18 protein-coding genes and 2 pseudogenes are annotated in these 22743 nt (G+C 47.6%); 9 read left to right on the forward strand and 11 right to left on the reverse strand.

Annotated features, from left to right (window positions below):
• Positions 1-5: 5 nt before the first annotated feature.
• The 4 genes from DET62_RS09955 (at position 6) to purN (ending at position 3524) form a co-directional block, all read left to right on the forward strand.
• The gene (locus tag DET62_RS09955; protein ID WP_110013797.1) at positions 6-1037 is read left to right on the forward strand and encodes a DUF4118 domain-containing protein; all 1032 of its coding nucleotides are present in this window, start codon (positions 6-8) and stop codon (positions 1035-1037) included.
• Positions 1034-1747, forward strand: coding sequence for a response regulator transcription factor (locus DET62_RS09960; protein ID WP_110013798.1), 714 nt, complete (start codon positions 1034-1036; stop codon positions 1745-1747). The genes DET62_RS09955 and DET62_RS09960 overlap by 4 nt, the downstream gene beginning before the upstream one ends.
• Positions 1748-1830: 83 nt before the next feature.
• Positions 1831-2886 carry a phosphoribosylformylglycinamidine cyclo-ligase gene (gene purM / locus DET62_RS09965; RefSeq protein WP_110013902.1) on the forward strand — a complete coding sequence of 352 codons (1056 nt, stop codon included), beginning with the start codon at positions 1831-1833 and terminating at the stop codon, positions 2884-2886.
• On the forward strand, positions 2886-3524 hold the full coding sequence (gene purN, locus DET62_RS09970; protein WP_110013799.1) for a phosphoribosylglycinamide formyltransferase: 639 nt from the start codon (positions 2886-2888) through the stop codon (positions 3522-3524). Before purM ends, purN begins: the two co-directional genes overlap by 1 nt.
• Positions 3525-3635: 111 nt before the next feature.
• On the opposite strand, the gene DET62_RS09975 is transcribed toward purN, so the two are convergent.
• The gene (locus tag DET62_RS09975) at positions 3636-4385 is read right to left on the reverse strand and encodes a DUF3108 domain-containing protein (protein ID WP_110013903.1); all 750 of its coding nucleotides are present in this window, start codon (positions 4383-4385) and stop codon (positions 3636-3638) included.
• A 147-nt stretch (positions 4386-4532) separates the two neighbouring features.
• On the opposite strand from DET62_RS09975, the gene fadE reads away from it, so the two are divergent.
• Both fadE and DET62_RS09985 read left to right on the forward strand, forming a co-directional pair.
• Positions 4533-6986, forward strand: coding sequence for an acyl-CoA dehydrogenase FadE (gene fadE, locus DET62_RS09980; RefSeq protein ID WP_110013800.1), 2454 nt, complete (start codon positions 4533-4535; stop codon positions 6984-6986).
• A 149-nt stretch (positions 6987-7135) separates the two neighbouring features.
• Positions 7136-8176: pseudogene (locus tag DET62_RS09985) on the forward strand (AbgT family transporter); the annotation flags it as partial.
• Between the two features lie 5 nt (positions 8177-8181).
• On the opposite strand, the gene DET62_RS09990 reads toward DET62_RS09985, so the two are convergent.
• The 4 genes from DET62_RS09990 to rnhB all read right to left on the reverse strand — a co-directional run bounded on the left by DET62_RS09990 (position 8182) and on the right by rnhB (position 12830).
• Entirely contained in the window at positions 8182-9384 is a 1203-nt protein-coding gene (locus DET62_RS09990; RefSeq protein ID WP_011234903.1) for a multidrug effflux MFS transporter, read from the reverse strand.
• Positions 9384-11189: a 5'-nucleotidase C-terminal domain-containing protein gene (locus tag DET62_RS09995; RefSeq protein ID WP_110013801.1), complete on the reverse strand. Its 1806-nt coding sequence runs from the start codon at positions 11187-11189 to the stop codon at positions 9384-9386. Before DET62_RS09995 ends, DET62_RS09990 begins: the two co-directional genes overlap by 1 nt.
• 12 nt (positions 11190-11201) lie before the next feature.
• Complete coding sequence (locus tag DET62_RS10000; RefSeq protein WP_011234905.1) at positions 11202-12137, reverse strand: 2-oxoglutarate and iron-dependent oxygenase domain-containing protein; 936 nt, start codon at positions 12135-12137, stop codon at positions 11202-11204.
• A 66-nt stretch (positions 12138-12203) separates the two neighbouring features.
• Entirely contained in the window at positions 12204-12830 is a 627-nt protein-coding gene (rnhB, locus tag DET62_RS10005; protein ID WP_110013802.1) for a ribonuclease HII, read from the reverse strand.
• 32 nt (positions 12831-12862) lie between these two features.
• Between rnhB and DET62_RS10010 the strand changes: the two are divergent.
• Positions 12863-14272, forward strand: a pseudogene (locus tag DET62_RS10010) (AbgT family transporter); the annotation flags it as partial.
• 41 nt (positions 14273-14313) lie between these two features.
• On the opposite strand, the gene DET62_RS14605 reads toward DET62_RS10010, so the two are convergent.
• Positions 14314-15609 carry a PAS domain-containing methyl-accepting chemotaxis protein gene (locus DET62_RS14605; protein ID WP_110013804.1) on the reverse strand — a complete coding sequence of 432 codons (1296 nt, stop codon included), beginning with the start codon at positions 15607-15609 and terminating at the stop codon, positions 14314-14316.
• 139 nt (positions 15610-15748) lie between these two features.
• Positions 15749-16162 carry a VOC family protein gene (locus tag DET62_RS10020; RefSeq protein WP_110013805.1) on the reverse strand — a complete coding sequence of 138 codons (414 nt, stop codon included), beginning with the start codon at positions 16160-16162 and terminating at the stop codon, positions 15749-15751.
• 63 nt (positions 16163-16225) lie between these two features.
• Between DET62_RS10020 and DET62_RS10025 the strand changes: the two genes are divergently transcribed.
• On the forward strand, positions 16226-16639 hold the full coding sequence (locus DET62_RS10025; protein ID WP_110013806.1) for a DUF3293 domain-containing protein: 414 nt from the start codon (positions 16226-16228) through the stop codon (positions 16637-16639).
• Complete coding sequence (locus tag DET62_RS10030) at positions 16587-17561, forward strand: DMT family transporter (RefSeq protein ID WP_309109150.1); 975 nt, start codon at positions 16587-16589, stop codon at positions 17559-17561. The genes DET62_RS10025 and DET62_RS10030 overlap by 53 nt, the downstream gene beginning before the upstream one ends.
• Here the strand turns inward: DET62_RS10030 and DET62_RS10035 are convergent.
• From DET62_RS10035 to DET62_RS10050, 4 genes are all read right to left on the reverse strand, one after another.
• Complete coding sequence (locus DET62_RS10035; RefSeq protein WP_110013807.1) at positions 17551-18606, reverse strand: endonuclease/exonuclease/phosphatase family protein; 1056 nt, start codon at positions 18604-18606, stop codon at positions 17551-17553. The genes DET62_RS10030 and DET62_RS10035 overlap by 11 nt on opposite strands.
• Before the next feature lie 258 nt (positions 18607-18864).
• Entirely contained in the window at positions 18865-20445 is a 1581-nt protein-coding gene (locus DET62_RS10040) for a dihydrolipoyllysine-residue acetyltransferase (protein ID WP_110013808.1), read from the reverse strand.
• Between the two features lie 12 nt (positions 20446-20457).
• Complete coding sequence (locus tag DET62_RS10045) at positions 20458-21435, reverse strand: transketolase C-terminal domain-containing protein (RefSeq protein WP_110013809.1); 978 nt, start codon at positions 21433-21435, stop codon at positions 20458-20460.
• A complete protein-coding gene (locus DET62_RS10050) occupies positions 21435-22622 on the reverse strand; it encodes a thiamine pyrophosphate-dependent dehydrogenase E1 component subunit alpha (protein ID WP_110013810.1) in 1188 nt (395 codons plus the stop codon). The genes DET62_RS10045 and DET62_RS10050 overlap by 1 nt, the downstream gene beginning before the upstream one ends.
• Between the last annotated feature and the right edge of the window lie 121 nt (positions 22623-22743).

The raw sequence follows: 22743 nt of genomic DNA on the forward strand, positions 1-22743 counted from the left end.
AGAACATGAGTAAACAGCCGTGGTTAGGTTACCTGGCGTCCGCTGCCATCACCGGCACTGCGGCGGGCCTTGCTTACCTGCTCGATCACTGGTTATTGCCCACCTCCGGCACGGTGCTCATTCTGCAACTGGCGGTGTTGCTTATTGCGTTTTTAACCAATTTTCGCGCGGCACTACTTGCCGTTGTTCTGGCCTTGCTGCTGTTTAATTTTTTATTTACAGAACCGCGCTATTCGCTGCACATGACTGACATAGACGAAATGGTTACTGCAATTGTATTTATTGCCGTGGGCGTTATTACCAGCCACTTAGTCACCTTGTTCAGAAACCAAAAAGAAAGCTTACGTCAGGCCCAGCTGCGCTCAAACATTCTGCTATCGGTTTCACACGATCTGAGAACCCCGCTGGCCAGCGTCATTGGCAATTTAAGTACATTGCAGGCGTATCAGGAACGCTTGCCCGAACAAGAACGAGCCGAGCTGTTACAGGGTGCGCTGGATGAAAGTGACCGCCTGCATCGTTATATCGAAAACTTGTTACAGGCCACACGACTGCAGCACGGCGAAATTCGTCTGACTCATGCAGTGCAGGATATTCGTCCGGTTATCAGTAAAACTCTGTCGCGCTTTGCTTCACAAGAACGGTTACTGGTTAAAGATAATTTACAGCACGCTATGGTTGAGGTTCAGTCCTCGCTGCTGGAGCAGGCACTGTTTAATGTTATTGATAACGCGATGCGCTTTTCCGGCGACACAGCTCCCGTTACTTTAACTCTGTCAGAGATCGACGAGTTTGTTGTCATCGACATACAAGACCAGGGACCCGGCATAGAAACCAGTAAGCACTCGCTTGTATTTAATGTTTTTTATTCGTCGCGCGAGAAAGACTCAGGCACTGGCGGAACCGGTCTGGGTCTGTCCGTTGCTAAAGGAATAATCGACATTCATAACGGCCAAATAAGTATTGAAGAAAGCTCTGATGGCTGCCTTGTCCGAATTAAATTACCACGCGCCAACATCACAGAGGAAGTCTCATGAATGCACAAGCCCGCACCGACGGCCCCCGCATTTTAGTCATTGATGACGAACCACAGATACGACGCTTTATGCGCGCCTCGCTCACCGCCGAAGGTTATACCTACCTGGAAGCGGCGACAGCCGGGCAAGGGATAAAGCAGATTACCAGCCAGAACCCGCATTTGGTTATTCTGGACTTAGGTCTGCCTGATGCTGACGGCTATCAGGTTATGCGACAGCTGCGCAAATGGAGCCAGGTGCCGGTACTGGTGCTGACAGCGCGTGATGACGAGCTACAGAAAGTGAAACTACTGGAAGGCGGAGCTAACGACTACCTGACCAAACCCTTTGGTATTCGGGAGCTTATGGCGCGTATTCATGTTTTATTGCGCGACCTCTCCGATCAACAACCCACAGCAGAAGCCCAGCTTCGTTTTGGTGAGTTACTCATCGACCGCGAGCAGCACAAAGTGTTTCTGCAAAACGAAATAGTTAACTTGTCCCGTAAAGAATACGCCTTACTGGATTTCTTAGTCAGCCACCCGCAAAAACTCGTTACTCAGCAACAGTTGCTGGAGAAAATTTGGGGCCGAACGCACCAGGAAGACACCCACTATTTGCGTATTTTTGTCAGCCAGGTACGTAAAAAGCTCAAAGATGACCCGACACAGCCAAAGTATATAGAAACAGAACCCGGTGTCGGCTACCGGTTTATCGCAGAGAAATCCTGACACAATAGTGTAGTCATAAGCTACCTTTTGCAGCCTAAATCGTGTTAAACTTGCGCGCAAATTTTGCCAGTCGGGATTATTCTGTGAGCGATAAAAAACCTTCTTTAAGTTATAAAGACGCGGGCGTCGACATTGACGCTGGTAATGCATTGGTTGAACGTATTAAAGGCGTTACCAAGCGCACGCACCGGCCTGAAGTCATGGGTAACATTGGTGGGTTTGGTGCTCTGTGTGAAATTCCGGCAGGTTATAAACAGCCGGTTTTGGTTTCCGGCACCGACGGTGTGGGTACCAAGCTGCGTTTAGCTATAGACCTTAAGCGTCATCGTGGTGTAGGTATCGACTTAGTTGCTATGTGCGTCAACGACCTTATTGTACAAGGCGCTGAGCCGCTGTTTTTCCTTGACTACTACGCAACCGGCAAACTGGACGTTGACGTAGCAGCTGACGTGGTTGCCGGTATCGGCGACGGTTGTGAACAGTCGGGCTGTGCTCTTATCGGTGGCGAAACCGCAGAAATGCCGGGCATGTACGAAGGCGGCGACTATGACTTAGCCGGTTTCTGTACGGGCGTGGTGGAAAAGTCTGAAATTATTGACGGTACCAAAGTTGCCGACGGCGACGCTTTAATAGCGCTGGCATCCAGCGGCCCTCATTCAAATGGTTACTCGCTTATTCGCAAAATTATTGAAGTTAGCGGCGCTGATTTAGAATCTCACTTACAAGGCAAAACACTGGCTGATCATTTATTAGAACCTACCCGCATATACGTTAAGTCGGTTCTGGAACTGATTAAACACGTGCCGGTACACGCGTTGTCACACATTACCGGCGGCGGCTTCTGGGAAAACATCCCTCGCGTACTGCCTAAAGGTAGTAAAGCCGTTATTGACGGCAATAGCTGGGACTGGCCGGTTATTTTTGACTGGTTAAAAGAAAACGGCAATGTCAGCATGAAAGAAATGTACCGCACCTTTAACTGTGGTGTGGGTATGGTCATCGCCGTACCTAACGAGCAAGCAGATAAAGCCATTCAAATTCTGACAGACGCCGGTGAAGACGCATGGAAAATTGGCCGTATTGCCAACGCGGCTGAAGGTGAAGAGCAAGTCGACATTCTGGCCGACGAGACTCACTAATGAAGCGTATTGTTGTACTAATTTCAGGCACCGGTAGTAATATGCAGGCCATTCAACAGGCCTGCGAAGATGGAAAAGTAGCCGGTGAAGTGGTTGCGGTTATTTCCAATAAAGCCTCGGCTAAAGGCTTAGAGAAAGCAGCTGCTAAAGGCATTGATACCGAGGTATTGAGTCATAAAGAGTTTGACTCTCGCGAGGCTTATGACGCCGAACTAAAATCGCTGATTGATAGTTACCAGCCCGATTTAGTGGTTCTGGCGGGCTTTATGCGCATTCTGACAGGTAATTTTACGCGCCATTATGAAGGCCGCATGTTCAACATTCACCCGTCTCTTCTGCCTAAATATAAAGGTGTGAATACGCACCAGCGCGCATTAGACGCGGGCGATACCGAACACGGCGTGAGTGTGCATTTTGTCACTGAAGAACTCGATGGTGGTCCCGTGGTATTGCAGGCTAAAGTACCTATTTTTGAGGGTGACACAGTGGAAGAAGTTCAGGCTCGCGTGCACGAGCAGGAACACCGTATTTATCCGCTGGTGGTTAACTGGTTTTGTCAGGAGCGTCTTAAGCTGCAAGGCGGTCGCGTTACACTAGACGGCGAAGTTCTGGGCGCTCAAGGCTACGCAACCGAATAATTGCGTAGCCTGACATTTATGTCAGGTGAGGTATTGAACATTGAACCTGACATGAATGTCAGGCTACATAAATGCCAGAGCAGATACATATCGTGTCAAACAAGCACTAGTTCACATAGACAAGCTTTTCAGTGACATGGTGGCTTGCTCGTCACCTTCTTTAAACTGCTTCATTTTCACCATCACGTAATTTAGCTCCGGCGCGAACCAGAAAAAGGTCTGGCGCCGGTTATTATCCCTTATACGCCCGACTTTTATTGCTTCAACCTCACCGTAAGGCAACGACAACTCTTCTGTTGTCAGCACCTCAAAACGATATTCGTCTTCTTGACCTTTTTCATCAACCAATCGGTACTTAAAAGTTTCAGCTCCGCTGGCCAAATCCACACGTAATTGTTCGGTCACATTGGCTTCATCAAATAACGCGTCTTCCCAGTTCACATCCAGCATGCGCCCGGTATCCACATTGCGAACCTTTTTCTCATTCGGTTTGAATTCACCATGAAAAGACTTATCCGATCCGGTGCCGGTTCTCATGTAAATAAATTCGCGAGGCTCCAGCCGGCTATTCTCTTCATCCACAATAAATACCGAACGAGCTTCACGGGTGTCCGACAAAATAAACCAGGAAATATCCGACTTTGTCCGCAGTTGCCATTCGTCCTCGGGCGACACCTCAAGATAACGGTAACCTTCCCCATACTCGCTGTCACCACGTGTGATCACATAATCAGCCTGATACGGCTTCATTGATTGTTCGATGGGTTGCCCGGCGTTCTGCTGACTATCTGCAACAGCGGTATTCATTGCCAAACCACTTAATAATACGCTGGATACCAGCCAACTGACGGTCCTTTTCACTTTCACTTCTCCCCTTCTGTTCACTACTGGACGTTTATATTGACAACAAAATTCAAACGCCCGTTCAATTTTCTCTTGAAAATATACTCTGGTTGATCTAACTTGCACAGTATTACTGGTCAGACCTCCAAATCGGAGTATTACATTATGAGTATTGCACTTTGGATTGTCGCTACTGTTATAGTCGCGGCTGCATTAATCTACAAACGAGCCAGCCTGGCTATGTTCAGCGCCGGTCTGGTTATTATGTTCGCTATTGGTAGCGCAATTGACATTGTTGGCCCGGTGCTTTGGGCTATTCTGGCAATTGTTCTGGTTCCGCTTAACATAGCGCCAATTCGTTTAAACCTGCTGACTAAGCCTATTCTTAGCGCATATCGCAAAGTAATGCCAGAAATGTCTGATACCGAGCGTGATGCACTGGAAGCCGGTACGGTCTGGTGGGACGGCGATTTATTCAGTGGTGACCCTGACTGGTCAAAACTTCATAAGGTACCTAAAGCCGAGTTAACGGCTGAAGAAAAAGCCTTTCTGGACGGGCCTTGTGAAGAAGTCTGCAAAATGCTGGACGACTGGGAAGTGACCCACGAATTAACGGACATGCCTGAGCACGTCTGGCAATACCTGAAAGACGAGAAATTCTTCGCCATGATCATCAAGAAAGAGTACGGTGGTCTTGAATTCTCTGCCTACGCGCAGTCTCGTGTTTTACAGAAGCTTGCCGGTGTTAGCACGGTGCTGGCCTCAACCGTCGGCGTACCTAACTCATTAGGCCCGGGCGAATTGTTGCAGCATTATGGCACCAAAGAACAGCAAGACCATTACCTGCCACGCCTAGCCAGCGGTGACGAAATTCCATGTTTCGCACTAACCAGCCCGGAAGCCGGTTCTGACGCAGGCGCTATTCCTGACTCAGGTGTGGTGTGTAAAGGTGAGTGGAACGGCGAAGAAATTGTCGGTATTAAACTGAATTTCAATAAGCGCTACATTACCTTAGCACCAGTAGCTACTGTTTTAGGTCTGGCATTTAAAATGTACGACCCTGACAACCTTATTGGTGAAGAAGAAGAGCTGGGTATTACCTGTGCGCTTATTCCTCGCGACACCAAAGGTGTTGAAATTGGTCGCCGTCACTTCCCGCTGAACGTGCCGTTCCAGAACGGTCCTATCCGCGGTAACGACGTCTTCGTTCCATTAGATTACATTATTGGTGGACAGAAAATGGCCGGTAAGGGCTGGCGTATGCTGGTTGAATGTCTGTCAGTCGGCCGTTCAATTACCTTGCCTTCAAACAGTGCCGGTGGTATTAAGCAAATGGCTCTGGCAACTGGTGCTTACTCACGCATCCGTCGTCAGTTCAAACTACCTATTGGTAAAATGGAAGGTGTTGAAGAGCCAATGGCTCGCATAGGTGGTAACGCGTACCTGATGGATGCGGTGACTATGTTATCCACCAAAGGTATTGATTTAGGCGAGAAGCCTGGCGTTATCGGTGCCATTGCGAAATACCACATGACTGAGAAGCTACGTGCTTGCATGGACGACGCTATGGACGTTCACGGTGGTAAAGGTATCTGTTTAGGACCGAATAACTATCTTGGTCGTGGTTACCAGGGTGTTCCGGTCGCCATTACAGTAGAAGGTGCCAACATTCTTACCCGCAGTATGATGATATACGGCCAGGGCGCTATCCGTTGCCACCCATTTGTTTTGAAAGAAATGGAAGCCTCGGCTGAAAAAGGCCCGGATGCCTTGAAGAAATTTGATAAAGCCGTGTTTGGTCATATTGGCTTTGCCATCAGTAACTTTGTTCGTTCACTGTTCTATGGTTTTGGTGGTCACCGCCTGAGCTCTGTTCCGGCTAGCGACGAAACCCGTAAATACTACCAGCAGATGAACCGCTTCAGTGCCAACATGGCATTATTGTCAGACATTGCTATGGGTAAACTGGGTGGTAGTCTTAAACGCAAGGAACGAGTTTCTGCGCGCTTAGGTGATATGCTCAGCTACTTGTACATCGGTTCTTGTGTGCTGAAGCGTTATCACGACCAGGGTCGCATTAAAGAAGACTTACCATTAGTTCACTGGGCTATGCAGGACACTCTGCATAAGTTACAGGAAGCACAGCTGGAAATGCTGGCGAACTTTGGTGGTGTTGGTAGCTTCATGCGCGCCGTTATGTATCCGTTAGGTCGTATTGCTAAACGTCCTACAGATAAAAACGATCATGAAATTGCCCGTATGCTTATGTCACCAAACGACGTCCGTACGCGTTTAGGCGAAGGCCAGTTCCTTAGCCCTGAAGGTCACTTCGGTTTCCTTGAAGAAACCCTGAAAAACGTGATTGCCTCAGAGCCACTGTACGACAAAGTTTGTAAAGCAGCCGGTAAACGCTTCAGCTTTACTCAATTAGACCAGCTGGCCGCTAAAGGTAAAGAGCTGGGTGTATTGAGTGACGACGAAGTTGCTCTGCTTGAGCGCACGGAAGTTGGTCGCCTGCGTACCATAAACGTTGATGACTTTGCTCCGGAAGATTTATTAGCCGGTCAGGCAGCATTCGATTATGCCCTGAAAAACCTTAAGAAAGATGAAGCTGCATAACAGCTGAAGGTTAACCTACAAACGGCGCCCCTGATTTCAGCGGCGCCGTTTTTTTATGCTAGAATCTTGCGCTGGTCTAAAACTTATAATAAAGGCGCGAGTTATGCAGTCTCCCAATAATGACTATAACGCGACCAGACGAGGCTGGTTTTGCCGGGGTTTCCGCAGGCTACAGTGCCAACCTGCTAATTGGTACAGTAGACCCCTTACTGTCGGGCATTACCGAAGAAGCGGCCAAAATTATTGACCCTGCCTATACCGTTGGCGCAGAAGCCAACTGGTACTTCATGATGGTCAGTACCTTCCTGATTGCGATTATGGGCGCATTTATAACCGACAAAATTGTCGAACCTAAACTGGGTAAATACAACAAAGACGAAGCCTCTATTGATTTGTCCGATCAATCCTCAATGGACCCTCTGAGCAAACAGGAAAAACGCGGGTTAATTTACGCGGGGTTAAGCGTTCTGGTTCTGGCAGGTATTCTGGCATTAACCGTTGTACCTGAATGGGGTATTTTACGCCACCCGGAAACCGGTGATGTTAAAGGTTCGCCATTCCTGAAAGGCGTGGTTGTTTATATCTTCTTCTTTTTCGCCATTCCGGGCTTTGTCTATGGTCGCACGGTTGAGACCATGCGAAACGACCGCGATGTTATCGACGCGATGTCGCACAGCATGAGTACCATGGGTATGTATATTGTGCTGGTATTTTTTGCGGCTCAATTCGTTAACTTCTTTAAGTGGACTAATTTCGGGACTATTTTTGCCATTAATGGTGCAGAGTTCCTGACCAATATTGGCATGACCGGCCCTATCATTTTCCTGTTCTTCATTATGGTCTGCGGCTTTGTGAACCTGATGCTTGGCTCGGCTTCTGCACAGTGGGCTATTACCGCTCCTATTTTTGTGCCGATGCTGATGCTGGTTGGCTATTCGCCGGAAGTCATTCAGGCGGCGTACCGCATTGGTGACTCAGTCACCAATGTTATTACACCAATGATGAGTTACTTTGGCTTAATATTGGCCGTTGCGGCTCGTTACAAGAAGGATTTAGGTATTGGCACTCTGGTTGCCATGATGCTCCCTTATTCTATGTTCTTCTTTGTTGGCTGGTCGGTGCTTTTCTTCCTTTGGGTCTTTGTATTTGGATTCCCTGTAGGACCAGCCGCACCGACTTATTATAACTAAAAAGCTTATTCTGGCCGGCGCATTACGCGGTATGCAATTACCGCGAGTAAGCCGGCCACACCTATGACCCAGGCCATGGCGTAATCAGTGAATGAGCCCGCCTGACTCACTCCGGCAGAAACTAAACCAGCAATTAAAAACTGTAAGCTACCGGTTACTGCAGATGCCGAACCTGCGCGTTCTTTCTGTTCAGCCAAAGCCCCGGCCATAGCGTTCGGGAAAACCATGCCTAAAGTCGAAATATAGGCAAATAACGGCAGCAATATTCCCCAGAAGCCGGCATTAAAATACGCCATAACGCACATTACAATGGATACTACGGCCAATATCGGTAAAGAAACATTAAGGATCTTGCGTGAGGAGTGGTATTTCAGCAACCATCCATTAAGCTGCGAAAAGCCAATAATACCAATAGCGTTTAATCCAAACAGCCAACTGTAGTGCATGGGTTCAAGACCAAAAACCTCAATAAACATTTTTGGCGAACCTGTAATGTAGGCAAACAACCCAGACTGAGCAATAGCACCTGTTAACGAATAACGCAGGAATGAAGGATCTCGCAAAACCGCCCAGTAAGTGCTGCCAGTATTTCGCATACGCACGTCATAACGGCGCCCGCGGGTTTCCGGCAGAACAAAGTGGATAGTCACGGCGGAGGCCACACCTAAACCGGCGACAATTAAGAACAGAGCACGCCATCCCATCCATTCGGTTACATAGGCACCAAACAGAGGCGCCAGAATAGGCGCAACTCCCATTACCAATATGAGGAATGAAAACACACGGGCCGACGCTTGTGGTGTATATAAGTCACGCACCACAGCCCGTGCAATAACAATACCGGCACAGGCCCCTATAGCCTGCAGGAAGCGTAAAGCAATAAGCCACTGAATATCCGGCGCAAAAGCACAACCAATGGATGTCACCACGTAAATAGCTAAACCGATATAAAGCGGGTTTTTACGCCCAAATTTATCGGTCGCTGTACCGTAGAGCAGCTGTCCAATAAAAAGGCCGAAGAAAAATGCCGTCAGCGACAGTTCAACGTGGTGCGTATCGGTCGCATAGTCCGACGCAATAGCGCTGAAAGCCGGCAGGTACATATCAATGGAAAGTGGCGCAAAAGCCGTCAATAACGCCAGAATAACAACAATAAAATCGAATCTGGCGTTATCGGAAACCGGGGCTGGCTCGAATGCACGAGCCATTATTTATCTCCCACAGGAACATATGACTGCGTCGCAAATTCTTGCGGACGCTTCAAAACCTCCTGCTCTCTGGCATAATCCACCAGCGACTGAGCATAGTCTATTCCGGTATTACGGGCTCGTCCGCGCTCACTGACACGATAAAAGGTGTCATAACCGTCCTGACCGCCTGCAATAAAGCTGTTTGTCACCATCACGTAGGTTGCTCTGGCGGTCATTGGCTGCCAACTGCTGCTGCCTTTATCCCACACTTGCAGGTTAGACACACGACTGCCTTTTTCTTTGGTTAAGTCCACCGAATAACGAATACCGGCACCATAGGGATAAGCTCGGGTTGAGCCGCCATCAGAAATGGAATAGGCCAGTGCTTCTTCCATTGCCTGTTTGAACTCAGAGCCGCTCAGTTCCAGCTTAACCAGAGTATTCGCAAAAGGCAGTACATTGAAAGCGTCGCCCACGGTAAAGTCCCCCTGGCTAATGCCAGAGCGGACACCACCACCATTTTGAATAGCAAAGTCAGCTTCCGGCACTGAGCTCAAAAAGGCTTCAGCAACCAGACGGTGAGCACCAGAACTCATAATGTCAGCGCAACCATCGCGTCTCGGCAAATCAATTTCCTGACTACAAATTTGCTGTGGCACCTGCGCCAGCACTTCGGCAGAAAACTCTTCAACTTTGCCTTGATACTCCTGCAACATGCTTTGCAGCTCAGCGTCAGGTTCAACAAAGCTGAATACGTCACTTTCTTCCAGTGCGGTTTTAATCGGCTCGTAAGTTGTCACAATGCCGTCGCTGACCTGAATGTCGTTACTCAGAAGATAATGCGGACGCCCGCCGCACTCTGCAATTTTGTCACCTTCAAATACCGCCTGCATCTCGCCAACTACCAATGAATATTGATAAGCATGGCCAATACAAACTTTGTCGCCGTCGGCATTGCTCAGTTCGGTTGGATAAGGCCCGTCAGACTCCATACCAAAATCACTGAAATCGCCTAACAGCGTATGCGAATCACCACCAATAACAATATCCACGCCTGGCAACTGCTGCACCAGCTCTTTGTCCCGCTCGTATTGAATGTGCGTCAGCAACACTATTTTCTCGATACCCTGCTGTTGAACTTCCGCGATATACTTGCGCGCCGTTTCCAGCTCATCTAAAAACTCAGTAGTTTCATCCGGCTGCGATGACTTTTTGGTTTTACTGGCAATGTCCAGACCTATAATGGCTATTTTTTCACCGCCACGCTCGACTATTGTGTACGGCTGAAACATTTGCCACTCGCGGTCAGGGGTCAGTGGAGACTGCCCGACTTTCGGCTTAATATTGGCTCCGAGCTTCACGGTAGGGCAACTTTCAGTTCCCAATTCCTGCAGGAACTCGGCCAGTCCGGCATCGCCGGTGTCAAACTCATGGTTACCAATAGTGAAGGCATCGAAACAAATGTTGTTCATCATGCGGGCGTCGGCTTCACTACCAAACAAGGTGAAATACAAGCTGCCTGTCAGAGCGTCACCAGCATGCAATGTCAGTACATTTTCGTTAGCCGCGCGTAGCTTTTTGATTTGCGCGCCAACACGAGGGAAACCGCCGGCTTCAACTTGCCACTCCTGTTCACCCCACACTAAGGTTTGCCGCTTAGCATCCAAATTAGAATGGTGGTCATCAATGTGCAGCAACGTCAATCGAAACTCATTGCTTTCAGGCTCCTGCGGAGCTGATGCGCAACTGATTAATAATGCAGAAACAGTGACAGCAGCCACACCCCGAACTATGCGTTTTAGATTAAACTCGCCTGTTTTCACCAGCTGTTCCTTTTAGTCTTTTATCAAACCAATTTCACGTAAGCGCTGCATTAGATAGTCATCCGCTGTAATAGGTTCATCTCGCTGCGGATTTTCATCCGAAATGCAGCTTTCCAGCGGTGTGATCATCACATCCGGATTAAAATGTAAAAAGAAGGGTATTGAGTAACGCGACTTTTCATTAAATGGTGCAGGTGGGTTAACCACCCGATGCGTTGTCGATGGCAGCACATGATTCGTTAAGCGCTGCAGCATGTCACCCACGTTACAAATAATAGCACCTTCAATAATGGTTACCGGCACCCAGGTGCCGTCTTTCGCCAGCACTTCTAACCCCGGTTCACGCGACCCCACCAATAGTGTCAGAACGTTGATGTCTTCATGCGCACCGGCACGAACCGATGGCGTATCTTCATCAATAATAGGTGGATAGTGTAAAGGCCGCAAAATTGAATTGCCGTTATTCACTTTATTGCGGAAAAAGTCTTTCGGCTGACCCAAATAAACTGACAGAGCTTCCAGCACCTGATTACCAAGGTTATCCAAAGCCGCATAAATAGCTAGCATATCGTCTTTAAATTTAGGCAACTCTTGTGGCCAGACGTTTGGCAATAGTTGTGGGTATGCGGGCTCCCCTTCAACTTCACGACCCACATGCCAGAACTCTTTTAAGTCGACATGTTTGGCGTCTTTAGCCACTTCAGTACCAAAGGGCGTGTAGCCTCTGGCGCCACCCTGACCCGGGCGGTGATATTGTTTTTTTACATCTTCAGGTAATGCAAACAATTCACGACAGGTATCCAGTGCCCGTTCAATAAGCGCAGTATCGACGCCGTGCTGAGTTAAGGCAATAAAACCGTATTTTTCGTAACCATTACCGACATCTTGAGTAAAAGCATCAAAATCATTCTGATAACGGCGCATATCAACGTGCGGGATAGACTGCATGGTGAACTCCAACTTCCTGAAAGAGCTTAATGAACAGGCCGTTATTGTATGAATTTTCGGGTTAAATCACAAGTTAGCAAGGAGCCGCTTAACCGGGTTAAAACCTTTACGGTGTATAGGACAAGGCCCGTGTTTTTCCAATAACTCCAGGTGTTTGGGAGTACCATAAGCCTTATGTTTATCGAATTCATATTGTGGGTACAATTCATGCCACTTGAGCATCTGTCTGTCCCGCTCCACTTTCGCTAAAATTGAAGCAGCAGCAATGCATTGTTCGCTGGCATCGCCGCCAACAATGGCTTTTGCCGGTACATTCAACTCCGGAACCCGGTTGCCGTCCACCAGCACCATATCGGGTTTGACCGGCAGTGCTTCCACAGCTCGCTGCATGGCTTTCATCGACGCCCAGAGAATATTAATGGCTTCTATTTCGTCGGGGTCAGACTGAGCAATAGCCCAGTAAAGTGCCTTTTCTTTTATTTCCAGACTCAATTTTTCACGCTTCTTCTCGCTCAGTTTTTTTGAGTCGTTAAGCCCTTCAATTGGGTTATCCGGGTCTAAAATGACAGCCGCTGCCACAACCGGCCCGGCAATAGGTCCGCGACCCGCTTCATCTGTACCACAAATCATTGACACTTTTTCACCTTGTTCGCTTTGTTCCACCTTACAATAATGGTTATGATACCTGCGCATAATAATTAGACCAATAAAATAACAACCAGTTGTCCGGCGTGAGTTTTGATGAGAAGCACCCGCTTACGGGTGACTCTATTGGCGTAATCAACTTATTAAGCGGCACCGAATTTGCGGCTTTTCTTGCCAATATGGTTGATACCTTTATGGGTTTTGCACCCCTGGGTGTTGTGCTGGTAGCTATGCTGGGTGTGGGTGTAGCCGAACGCTCGGGCTTTATTAATGTTGCCATAAAACTCATGTTGAACGTTACGCCGAAAATGTTGCTGACGCCGGTTTTGATTCTGGTTGCTATAGTCAGCCATACGGCAGTTGATGCCGGCTACGTTCTGGTTATTCCTTTAGGTGGTGTAATTTTCTACGCGGCCGGCAGACATCCGCTGGCGGGTATTGCTGCAGCCTTTGCTGGTGTTTCCGGCGGTTTCAGTGCCAACTTCGTACCTTCGGCTATCGATCCGTTGTTGCAGGGCTTTACTGAAAGCGCCGCACAAATTATTGACGCCGACATGCAGTTAAATCCACTGAATAACTATTACTTTACAGCCGCTTCGTCAATTGTCGTTGTTGCCATTGGTTGGTTCCTGACGGACAAAGTGGTTGAGCCCCGTTTACGCGGTGCCGAAATTGATGGTGACGCCGAAGATATGCCTGCGCTAGACGACGTCTCCCCACGTGATCGCAAAGCGTTTTATGCTGGCGTAATCACCATGGCCGTAGGTTTGGCTCTGTTGTATTTCTCAGCAACGGCTGAAAATACTCCTTTGGCTGACCCGGCAACCGGTGAATTGGCATCTTACTCAGCACCTCTTATGGGTATGATTGTACCGCTCATTTTCTTACTGTTTATTATTCCGGGTATTGTTCACGGCTATGTTTCCGGTAACTTTACCAACTCGCAGGATGTTATCGGCGCAATGACTAAGTCAATGGAAGGCATGGCCTACTATATGGTTATGGCGTTCTTCTGTGCCTTATTCATAAAAGCGTTCGGAGATTCACAGCTCGGCACTTTAATATCCGTTAAAGGCGCTAACTTCCTGGCCAGCTTAGAGCTGTCTGGTGGGGTTACTATGGTCGGCATCGTTTTCTTAGTAGCCTTTATTAACTTATTCGTAGGTTCAGCATCGGCTAAATGGGCCCTGATATCCCCTATTTTTGTGCCTATGCTAATGCAGTTAGGCTATTCACCCGACTTAACCCAGGCGGCGTATCGTGTCGGTGATTCATCCAGTAATATTATTACGCCACTACTGCCTTACTTCCCGCTGGTCGTTCTTTATTGCCAACGCTATGTTAAAGGCACAGGCATAGGTACTTTAGTAGCAATGATGCTGCCCTATACTGTAGCGCTCTTAATACTATGGTCAGCCTTCCTTATCCTCTACTGGACTCTTGGCTTTCCTCTGGGTATCCAGGCAAATTACGTTTACCCTGCGGGCTAAATATCCGAATTTAAACTCGTATGAAAAACCAGTGAGTCACCTTAAGAAAGGTGGCTCACCGCATTTACGACATTCGTCGCACCTTCATCTATCTCTTCTATCAAGCTTTTCACTTTTTCAATTTGCTCTTTTCCGCGCTTTGCCATTTCCTGAATATCGTCAATAGACAACGAGATAGCTTCTGAAACTTCTGAACTGCGCTGCATAACGCCCGATATCTCGCTTGTTGCCTGCGTCGTTCTGGTTGCCAAATTTCTTACTTCGTCAGCAACCACAGCAAACCCACGCCCATGCTCACCCGCTCTAGCCGCTTCAATCGCCGCATTTAATGCCAGAAGATTTGTTTGTTCAGCTAGTGCGTTAATGGTTTTGACAATGTCTTCAATACTAACGGCTTGCTCTTGTAACTGCTCAATAATATCGTCGGTTTTCTGGCTTTTAGTCAGAATTTCATTAGAGGTTTCCACAGAGACATCAATAGAGGCTTTACCGTCTTTCACTATCATCGCCGTTTGCTGAGACGTCGAATACGCAATTTCTGCAGCTTCTGTGGTTTGCTGGGCTTTTAACACTTGCTCCGTCACGTCGCTGGCAAACTTAATGATTTTTACAACTCGACCATTACTATCAAAAATTGGGTTGTAACTGGCTTCCAGCCAAATCGGTTGCCCGTGCTTGCTGACACGCTTAAAACGTCCGGTTTTAAACTCACCTTTACCAAGTTCTCGCCAAAAACCCGGATTTTCATCGTAAAAGCTTTGCTCACAAAACAGCTTATGGTGCTTGCCGGTAATATCGCTGAGCGAGTAACCCAAAGTGTTCAGAAAGTTATCATTTGCCCAGGTAATGACTCCGTCAGGTGAAAACTCGATAGTCGCCATTGACTTATTAATTGCCGTATTAATGGCGGTTTGCTGCTCTAAGGCGGTGACTTCGTCAGTGACATCACTGGCAATTTTCGTAATGAAAACAACCTCGCTTTTCTCGTTTTTAACAGGAAAGTACGTCGCTTCTAACCAAATAATGTCGCCATTACTGCGAATGCGCTTAAATCGCTCATGCTGCGACTTACCCTCTGCCAGCTGCTGCCAAAAATTTCGATACGCCTGAGAAGATGAATAACTCGGTTCACAAAACATTTTGTGATGTTTAGAGATAACATCATCGAGACCATATCCCATGGTTTCCAGAAACTGGTTATTGGCATTTAAAACATAGCCCTGAGGGGTAAAGTCAATACGCGCAACATTACTGTCAATGGCATTCATTAACTGTTTATATTGCGACAGCTCTTCAGTGGTTTTAGCGAGCTGGTGTTTCGTTTTAGCGCAAAGCATTAAGGTATTCCTACAACAAACAAAGAACTTTTGAATGCGATAGTTTACGCTTTGCTGGTCTAATCAGATCAAAAAAAGATCTATTTTAGAGTAAATACTTACCAATACTTGATCTGTATCAAATTCGCTAAAGCCGGCATTAAGAACTCCATGCCGGGTTCCAGGTAACTTCCCAAATATGACCGTCCGGATCTTTGAAGAAACCGCCGTAGCCACCCCAAAATAAGTCTTTAGCCTCATGAAGAATGGTTGCTCCTGCCAATTTAGCCTCATTCATAACTGCATCAACTTCAGAGTGGGAACTGACATTATGGCTCAGCAGCACCTCATTAGCATTTTTAGCGACATCAACACCCATTTCAGCAGCAATGCTTTTACGCGGCCACAAAGCCAACCTCAAACCACTAGGCAGTTTAAAGAAAGCAACGGCACCGTTTTCAATGTCCTCACCGACAATGCCCTTCGTTTCCCAGCCTAAACCGTCCTGATAAAAAGCAAGTGCGCGCTTTAAGTCATCGACTCCCAGCGTAATAACACTGATACTTGGGTTCATAGAATCTTACTGCCTCAAAAGTTAAACTCTTACTTTAATTAACGCTTAAGTGATGGTCAAAGTATGGACGCAACATTGCTGGAACATTATAAAAATACCGACTACTGGTTTGTTGTGAATGGCCAAAAAATGACTTTATCGGTAGGTAGCACCAATAGCGACTTTAATACACTCTGTCATGACTTAAACTGCAAAACAGGGGCCTTTATTACCGCTTTTAACCCTCAAAGTCGGCAGTTAACCTTTGACGAGAATTGCGAAAGGAACCAACAGTTAGAAGCTGAATTAGTGGGTTTTAAAGGCATTCGATACTTTTACGGAGTAGGTCAAGACCGCAGTTTCCAATGGCCAGCCGAAAAAAGCTTTATGGTTTTAGGGTTGAGTCAACAAACAGTCATTGACCTTGCCCGCCGATATCAGCAGAATGCCTTTCTCTGGATTGAACACCAACAAGCTGCAGTGCTCATCGACGTATGAGTTAAGGGGGGCACCATGCCATCACACCATAGCCGCTGATAAACTCGCGTTTATCTACGCCCTTATTGCCGTTTTATTATGGTCGACGGTCGCTACGGCGTTTAAAATCACACTAGAGTACATGACGCCATTACAAATGGTAACAGCCGCCAGTGTCGTTTCCTTTGCTATTCTAAGCCTAGTCTGTGTGATTCAGAGAAAGTCTCACTTGTTGCTGCTTGAGCTGCGGAAAATGCCCTTGTACTACGTACTAATGGGGCTTATTAACCCTCTTATTTACTATTTAGTGCTTTTTCAAGCTTATAAACTGCTACCTGCCTCCGAAGCTCAGCCCCTGAATTACACATGGGCAATAGCACTCAGTATTATGGCCGCCCTGTTTCTAAAGCAGCATATTCGTCGCCGCGACTGGGTCGCCTGCGCACTGGGTTATTTTGGAGTGCTAGTTATAGCGACCCGCGGTGACTTATTAGGGCTAAGCTTTAGCAACCCCTGGGGTGTTTTACTAGCCTTAATATCAACCTTCCTGTGGGCAGGATACTGGATACTCAACACCCGACGTAATGCAGATTCAGTCGTTAGCCTGGTCTTGTCCTTTGGCCTAGCATTGCCAATTCTAATTATTGCCAGCTTTGTCTGGAGCGACTGGTCGAACATACCCTGGCAAGGCTGGGCAGCTGTCAGTTATGTCGGATTATTTGAAATGGGTATTACCTTTCTGTTTTGGCTAAAGGCCATGAAAACAGCCACCAACACCGCACTTATCAGCAACTTAATTTTTATTTCGCCCTTTATCTCGCTGTTGCTGCTCTCGGTCGTGATTGGCGAAACCATTTACCCAAGTACGCTAGTTGGGCTTATGCTTATTATTTTCGGACTGTTAGTTCAACGTATTCACATTCGACGTAAGCTTAAGCCATAGCCTTATCCACAATCTCATCAGCAGCTTCTTTGTCATCTTTATCCGGCGACGGACCATCACCGGCACCATTTTCTCCCGGAGCTAAAGCAAGCTCTGTCAGTAATGGAAAATGATCTGACCCAAAACCCGGTAAACGAGTCATTGAAACCAGTGCAAAATGGTGGCTATGAAAAATATGATCGAGCGGCCAGCGAGCAAACCAATAGTCCGCGTGGAAAGTGTTAAACATACCCCGTCCCACGCGCGGGTCTAATAAACCACTTAGCTTTCGAAAAAGCAGTGTCGTTCTCGACCAGGCCACATCGTTCAAGTCGCCAGTGACTATAGTCGGATGCTTCTCGGGCTCTACGTGTTTCGCAACTAACAGGAGTTCACCATCACGCTCCTCCGACTCCTCATTTTCCGTTGGACTCGGCGGCGCCGGATGCACAAAGTGCGCTTTCACTTTCTGCCCTGTCGGTAACTCAATAAAACAATGTATCGATGGCTTATCGTCTTCAATTAGGTATTCAATGCTAATGTCAGATAACGGCAGCCGAGAATAGAGATGCATACCATAGAGATTATCCAAAGGTACTTTAACCGTATGAGGGTAGTTCTCTTCAATAGCCTCTAACTGCTCCCCCCACCATCCATCAGACTCAAGCGTTACCAGAACATCCGGCGTATAGTCCCGAACCAACTTAATAAGGCCATCACTGTTACGGTTAGGCGTCAGTACATTCGCCGTCATAATTCTAAGCCGAGCCCCTGCCCCGCCTACATCAACCGCTTTCACTTCTTTCGGGAATAAAGCCGTATAAGGCACCACCCACCACAGCTGACAAACAAGACAACCAATAATCAGCCCCATAGCCACCGCAGTGACCGACGTCCAGTCACGTATAACCACAAAGCCAACTATCAACAGCACACTTAGCACCACCGAAAGCTGTAACCTGGGAAAATCTAACCCGCGAATCCACCAAACCTGCGACCACGACAACGGCGCTAACGTCAGTACCGCCAGTAATATCGCTAAAGAAAGGTAAATAATTTCAAACATCTTGGCTCTCTATGCTTCTCAGATAAGAAAACCATAGCACAGCTGTAGAAAATAAGGGGAAAGGAAGGTTAAAGTCTTAGTAAACGAGGCTCCGCGGGCATTGTGTGTAGCGCTAAGAGTTAAGGCCCGCTGATACAGGAGTGTCGAAGGCCATGGATGGCCTTCGTCAAGCCCTCATGGATGAGCTCGTTGCGTCTCCTGTATCAGCGGGCCTTAGCTCCAAGCGGAGCACTATGTCCGCGGAGCCTTGCCGTTATCTCAGACCATGTTAACCAGCATGCTGGTTGGGTCTTCGAGGTATTCCTGCCAGAGCTTGTTGAAGCGAGCAATGGTGCCGCCGTCGATAATACGATGGTCGCCTGACCAGCTTACCGTCATTATCTTACGAGCTACCACGTTGCCGCTTTCGTCAAAACGCGGTAATTCCTGCACTTTACCTAAGGCAACAATAGCTGCTTCCGGCTTATTAATGATAGGTGTTGCCACCGTACCGCCAATAACGCCAATATTTGAAATGCTGATGGTACCGCCTTTCATATCGGCCTGCGGCAACTTACCTTCGCGCGATGCCTGAGTCAGACGAGTCACTTCATTGGCTACATCGATGATGCTTTTGTTTTGTACCTGTTTTACGTTAGGTACTAACAGGCCAATTTTGGTGTCAACGGCCATACCAATGTTGTGATCATCAAAATAAGTGATCTCAGTACAATCTTCATTTACCTGCGCATTCATCACAGGGAATTCTTTCAGTGCCAGCGACAGAGCTTTGATAAAGAATGGCATGACAGTTAAACGAATGCCCTTCTCTTTGTATTGCTCTTTTAGCTTTTCACGCAATGCGATTAAGTCAGTAACATCAAACTCATCGGCGTAAGTAAAATGCGGAATCGTACTGACCGAGCTCATCATTTGCTTAGCCATTGCTGCTTTCACACCGCGGATAGCTTCGGTACGAGTACCACCGCTAGCAGCAGCTTTTTGCGGTTGCTGACTATCGCTTGATACCGCTGACTTCTGCTCACCCGATTTAAAGGCTTCAATATCTTTCTTCAGAACCCGGCCTTTTTTACCTGAACCTGGTACTTCGGCAATATTAATATCGCTCTCACGTGCCAGACGACGCACTGCCGGGCTGGCAATAGCTTTGCCCTGACGCGCTTTCGCTGGTGGCTCAGCTTCTGCTTTTGAGTCCGATGGCGAAGTCTTAGCGTCGGGGTCAACATGGCTCTGCGGAGCATTTGAACCCGATTCTTGAACGCCACCAACTGGCTTCAACGCAAACAACGGCTTGTGTACTTCCGCAATATCACCTTTTTTGTGATACAACTTAACCACGGTACCGTCGTCTTTAGCCGGAATTTCAACCGTTGCTTTGTCCGTCATGACTTCAACAACCGGCTGATCTTCTTTCACTTCGTCGCCTTCAGACACCAGCCATTCAACGATTTCGCATTCAACAATACCTTCACCGATATCCGGTAAAATAAAGTCGGTTGTATCACCGTCAGCCGGGGTCTGTTTTTCCTCTGTTTTCGGTTCTTCTTTTTTAGCAGGCGTGCTGTCTTTTTCTTTGGCAGGTGCCTCGTCAGAAGATCCGTCAGCTGGCTTTATCGCAAATAACGGTTCGTGAACCTTGGCAATATCACCTTTCTGGTAATACAGTTTTTCCACAATGCCGTCGTCTTTGGCCGGGATCTCAACCATAGCTTTGTCGGTCATAACCTCAACTACGGGTTGGTCTTCTTTAACTTCGTCACCTTCGGCAACCAGCCACTCAACGATTTCGCACTCTACGATCCCTTCGCCGATATCGGGCAGAATAAAGTCTTTACTCATGTCGATGGGTCCTTAGTAGTTCATTGAGCGTTTGATCGCTTCATAAATCTTCAAATGATCAGCCATGTACTCTTTTTCGTGACACAGCGGATACGGTACGTCGATACCGCACACTCGGCCAATTGGTGATTCCAGGTACAGGAAGCATTTGTCCTGAACTGTTGCCGCAATTTCGCTGGCGAAGCCACCGGTAATCGGTGCTTCCTGAGTGATCACCAAACGACCGGTTTTTAAAACCGATTGTGTAACAGTTTCAACATCCCATGGAGAAATAGTACGCAAGTCAATTACTTCGCATGAAACGCCGTCTTCTTCAGACTTTTCCACCGCTTTTTCAATCATTTCCATCTGCGCGCCCCAGCCAAGAACGGTAATATCTTTACCTTCTTTAACTACCTCGGCTTTGCCTAATGGAATAGTATATTCTTCTTCCGGAACATCGCCTGTCGACGCGCGGTACAACCGCTTCGGTTCCATAAATAACACCGGGTTTTTATCAAAAATAGCGCTCAGCAATAACCCTTTTGCTTCGTACGGGTTACGCGGGGTCACTATTTTAATACCCGGCGTATGCGCAAAGTAAGCTTCCGGAGACTGCGAGTGGTAATGACCACCGGCGATACCACCACCATACGGGGTACGAATAGTTAAACCACCAACGTTAAATTCATTACCTGAACGATAACGGAACTTGGCCGTTTCATTCACAATTTGGTCAAACGCCGGGAAGATGTAGTCGCCGAACTGAATTTCGGCAATGGCATAGCTGCCTTGTGACGCCAGGCCATTGGCAAAACCAATAATCCCCTGCTCTACCAGTGGGGTATTAAAGTTACGGTGCTTGCCGTATTTTTCAGTCAAGCCTGAAGTGGCGCGGAATACACCACCAAAACCACCGGTATCTTCACCAAAACTGTATACGTTGTCATGCTTAGCCATCGCCAGGTCTAGCGCGCTGTTGATGGCCTGTAGTAAATTCATTTTAGCCATTAGTCCAGTCTCCCCGACGTTTTACTATAGGCATCCGGGTATTTACGGATGTGCTCTTTCAACTCGTCTAACTGCTCTTTCAGCATGTCAGTCGGTTCGTCGTATACATCATTGATCAGTTCATCAATGTGCGGGACCGGTACTTTTTCTGACTCTTTTAACGCCGCCAGAACTTTGGCTTTCACTTCAGCATGATGCTCTTCAACGTGGTCTTTATCCAACCAGCCTTCGTTCATCATCCACTTCTGTAAACGCTCAAGCGGATCTTTCGCCTGCCAACCCGCTTCTTCATCACGCGTACGGTAACCAGTAGGGTCATCCGAGGTCGAGTGACCAGACATACGATACGACATGGCTTCAATTAAAACAGGTTCGTTTTCTTCTACAGCCAGACGACGAGCTTCCTGTGTCGCTTTGAGTACAGCGAAAACATCGTTACCGTCTATGCGTATGGTTTTCATGCCATAGCCGATACCACGCGGGGCAATACCGTCACCGGCATACTGCTCGCCTTGCGCCGGTGTAGAAATAGCGTAGCCATTATTACGGCAGAAGAAGATGACCGGCACTTTATAAACCGATGCCATGTTCAAGGCGGCGTGGAAGTCACCTTCAGAGGCAGCACCTTCACCAAAGTAACAGATAGTGCACTTCTCGGTTTTATCCATTTTCTGACCAAACGCATAACCTGTTGCCTGTGGAATCTGTGTTCCCAACGGCGAAGAAATGGTCATAAAGTTTAAGTCAGCGCAACCGTAGTGAACCGGCATCTGACGGCCTTTACCTAAGTCTTTTTCGTTCGAAAACAGCTGATTCATAAACTGTTCAACGGTAAAACCACGGTAAGCTAATGCGCCCTGCTCACGGTATTGACCCATGATCATATCACCTGCATCCAGCGCGGCGGCAGACGCCACACTCTCGGCTTCCTCACCTCGTGAGGCCAGGTAAAAACTGATACGGCCCTGGCGCTGTGCGGCGATCATGCGTTCATCGAGAATACGGATAAATTGCATGGTGTCGTGAATTTTCACGATCAGCTCTTTATCGTACTCCGGCATATCCGCATCTTTATGAAAACTGCCATCTTCTTTTAATATTTGCAGCATTGGAATTGTGACTGAATCTTTATCAAACCATTTCGGTTTCGTCACAATTTCTGTGTCGTGTTTTTTATCCTTGACCATAACCTTCTCTTTCGGTTTTAAGCTGGGTTGGAAATTGCCGCTACTTTACCTTTACGTAAAGTGACATGCAAACCACACCCTAATGAAAACTGAGTGCGCTAAGTGTAAATAGAAACGAACA

This window comes from Idiomarina sp. H2 (genome assembly GCF_004364275.1).
GTDB lineage: Bacteria > Pseudomonadota > Gammaproteobacteria > Enterobacterales > Alteromonadaceae > Idiomarina > Idiomarina loihiensis.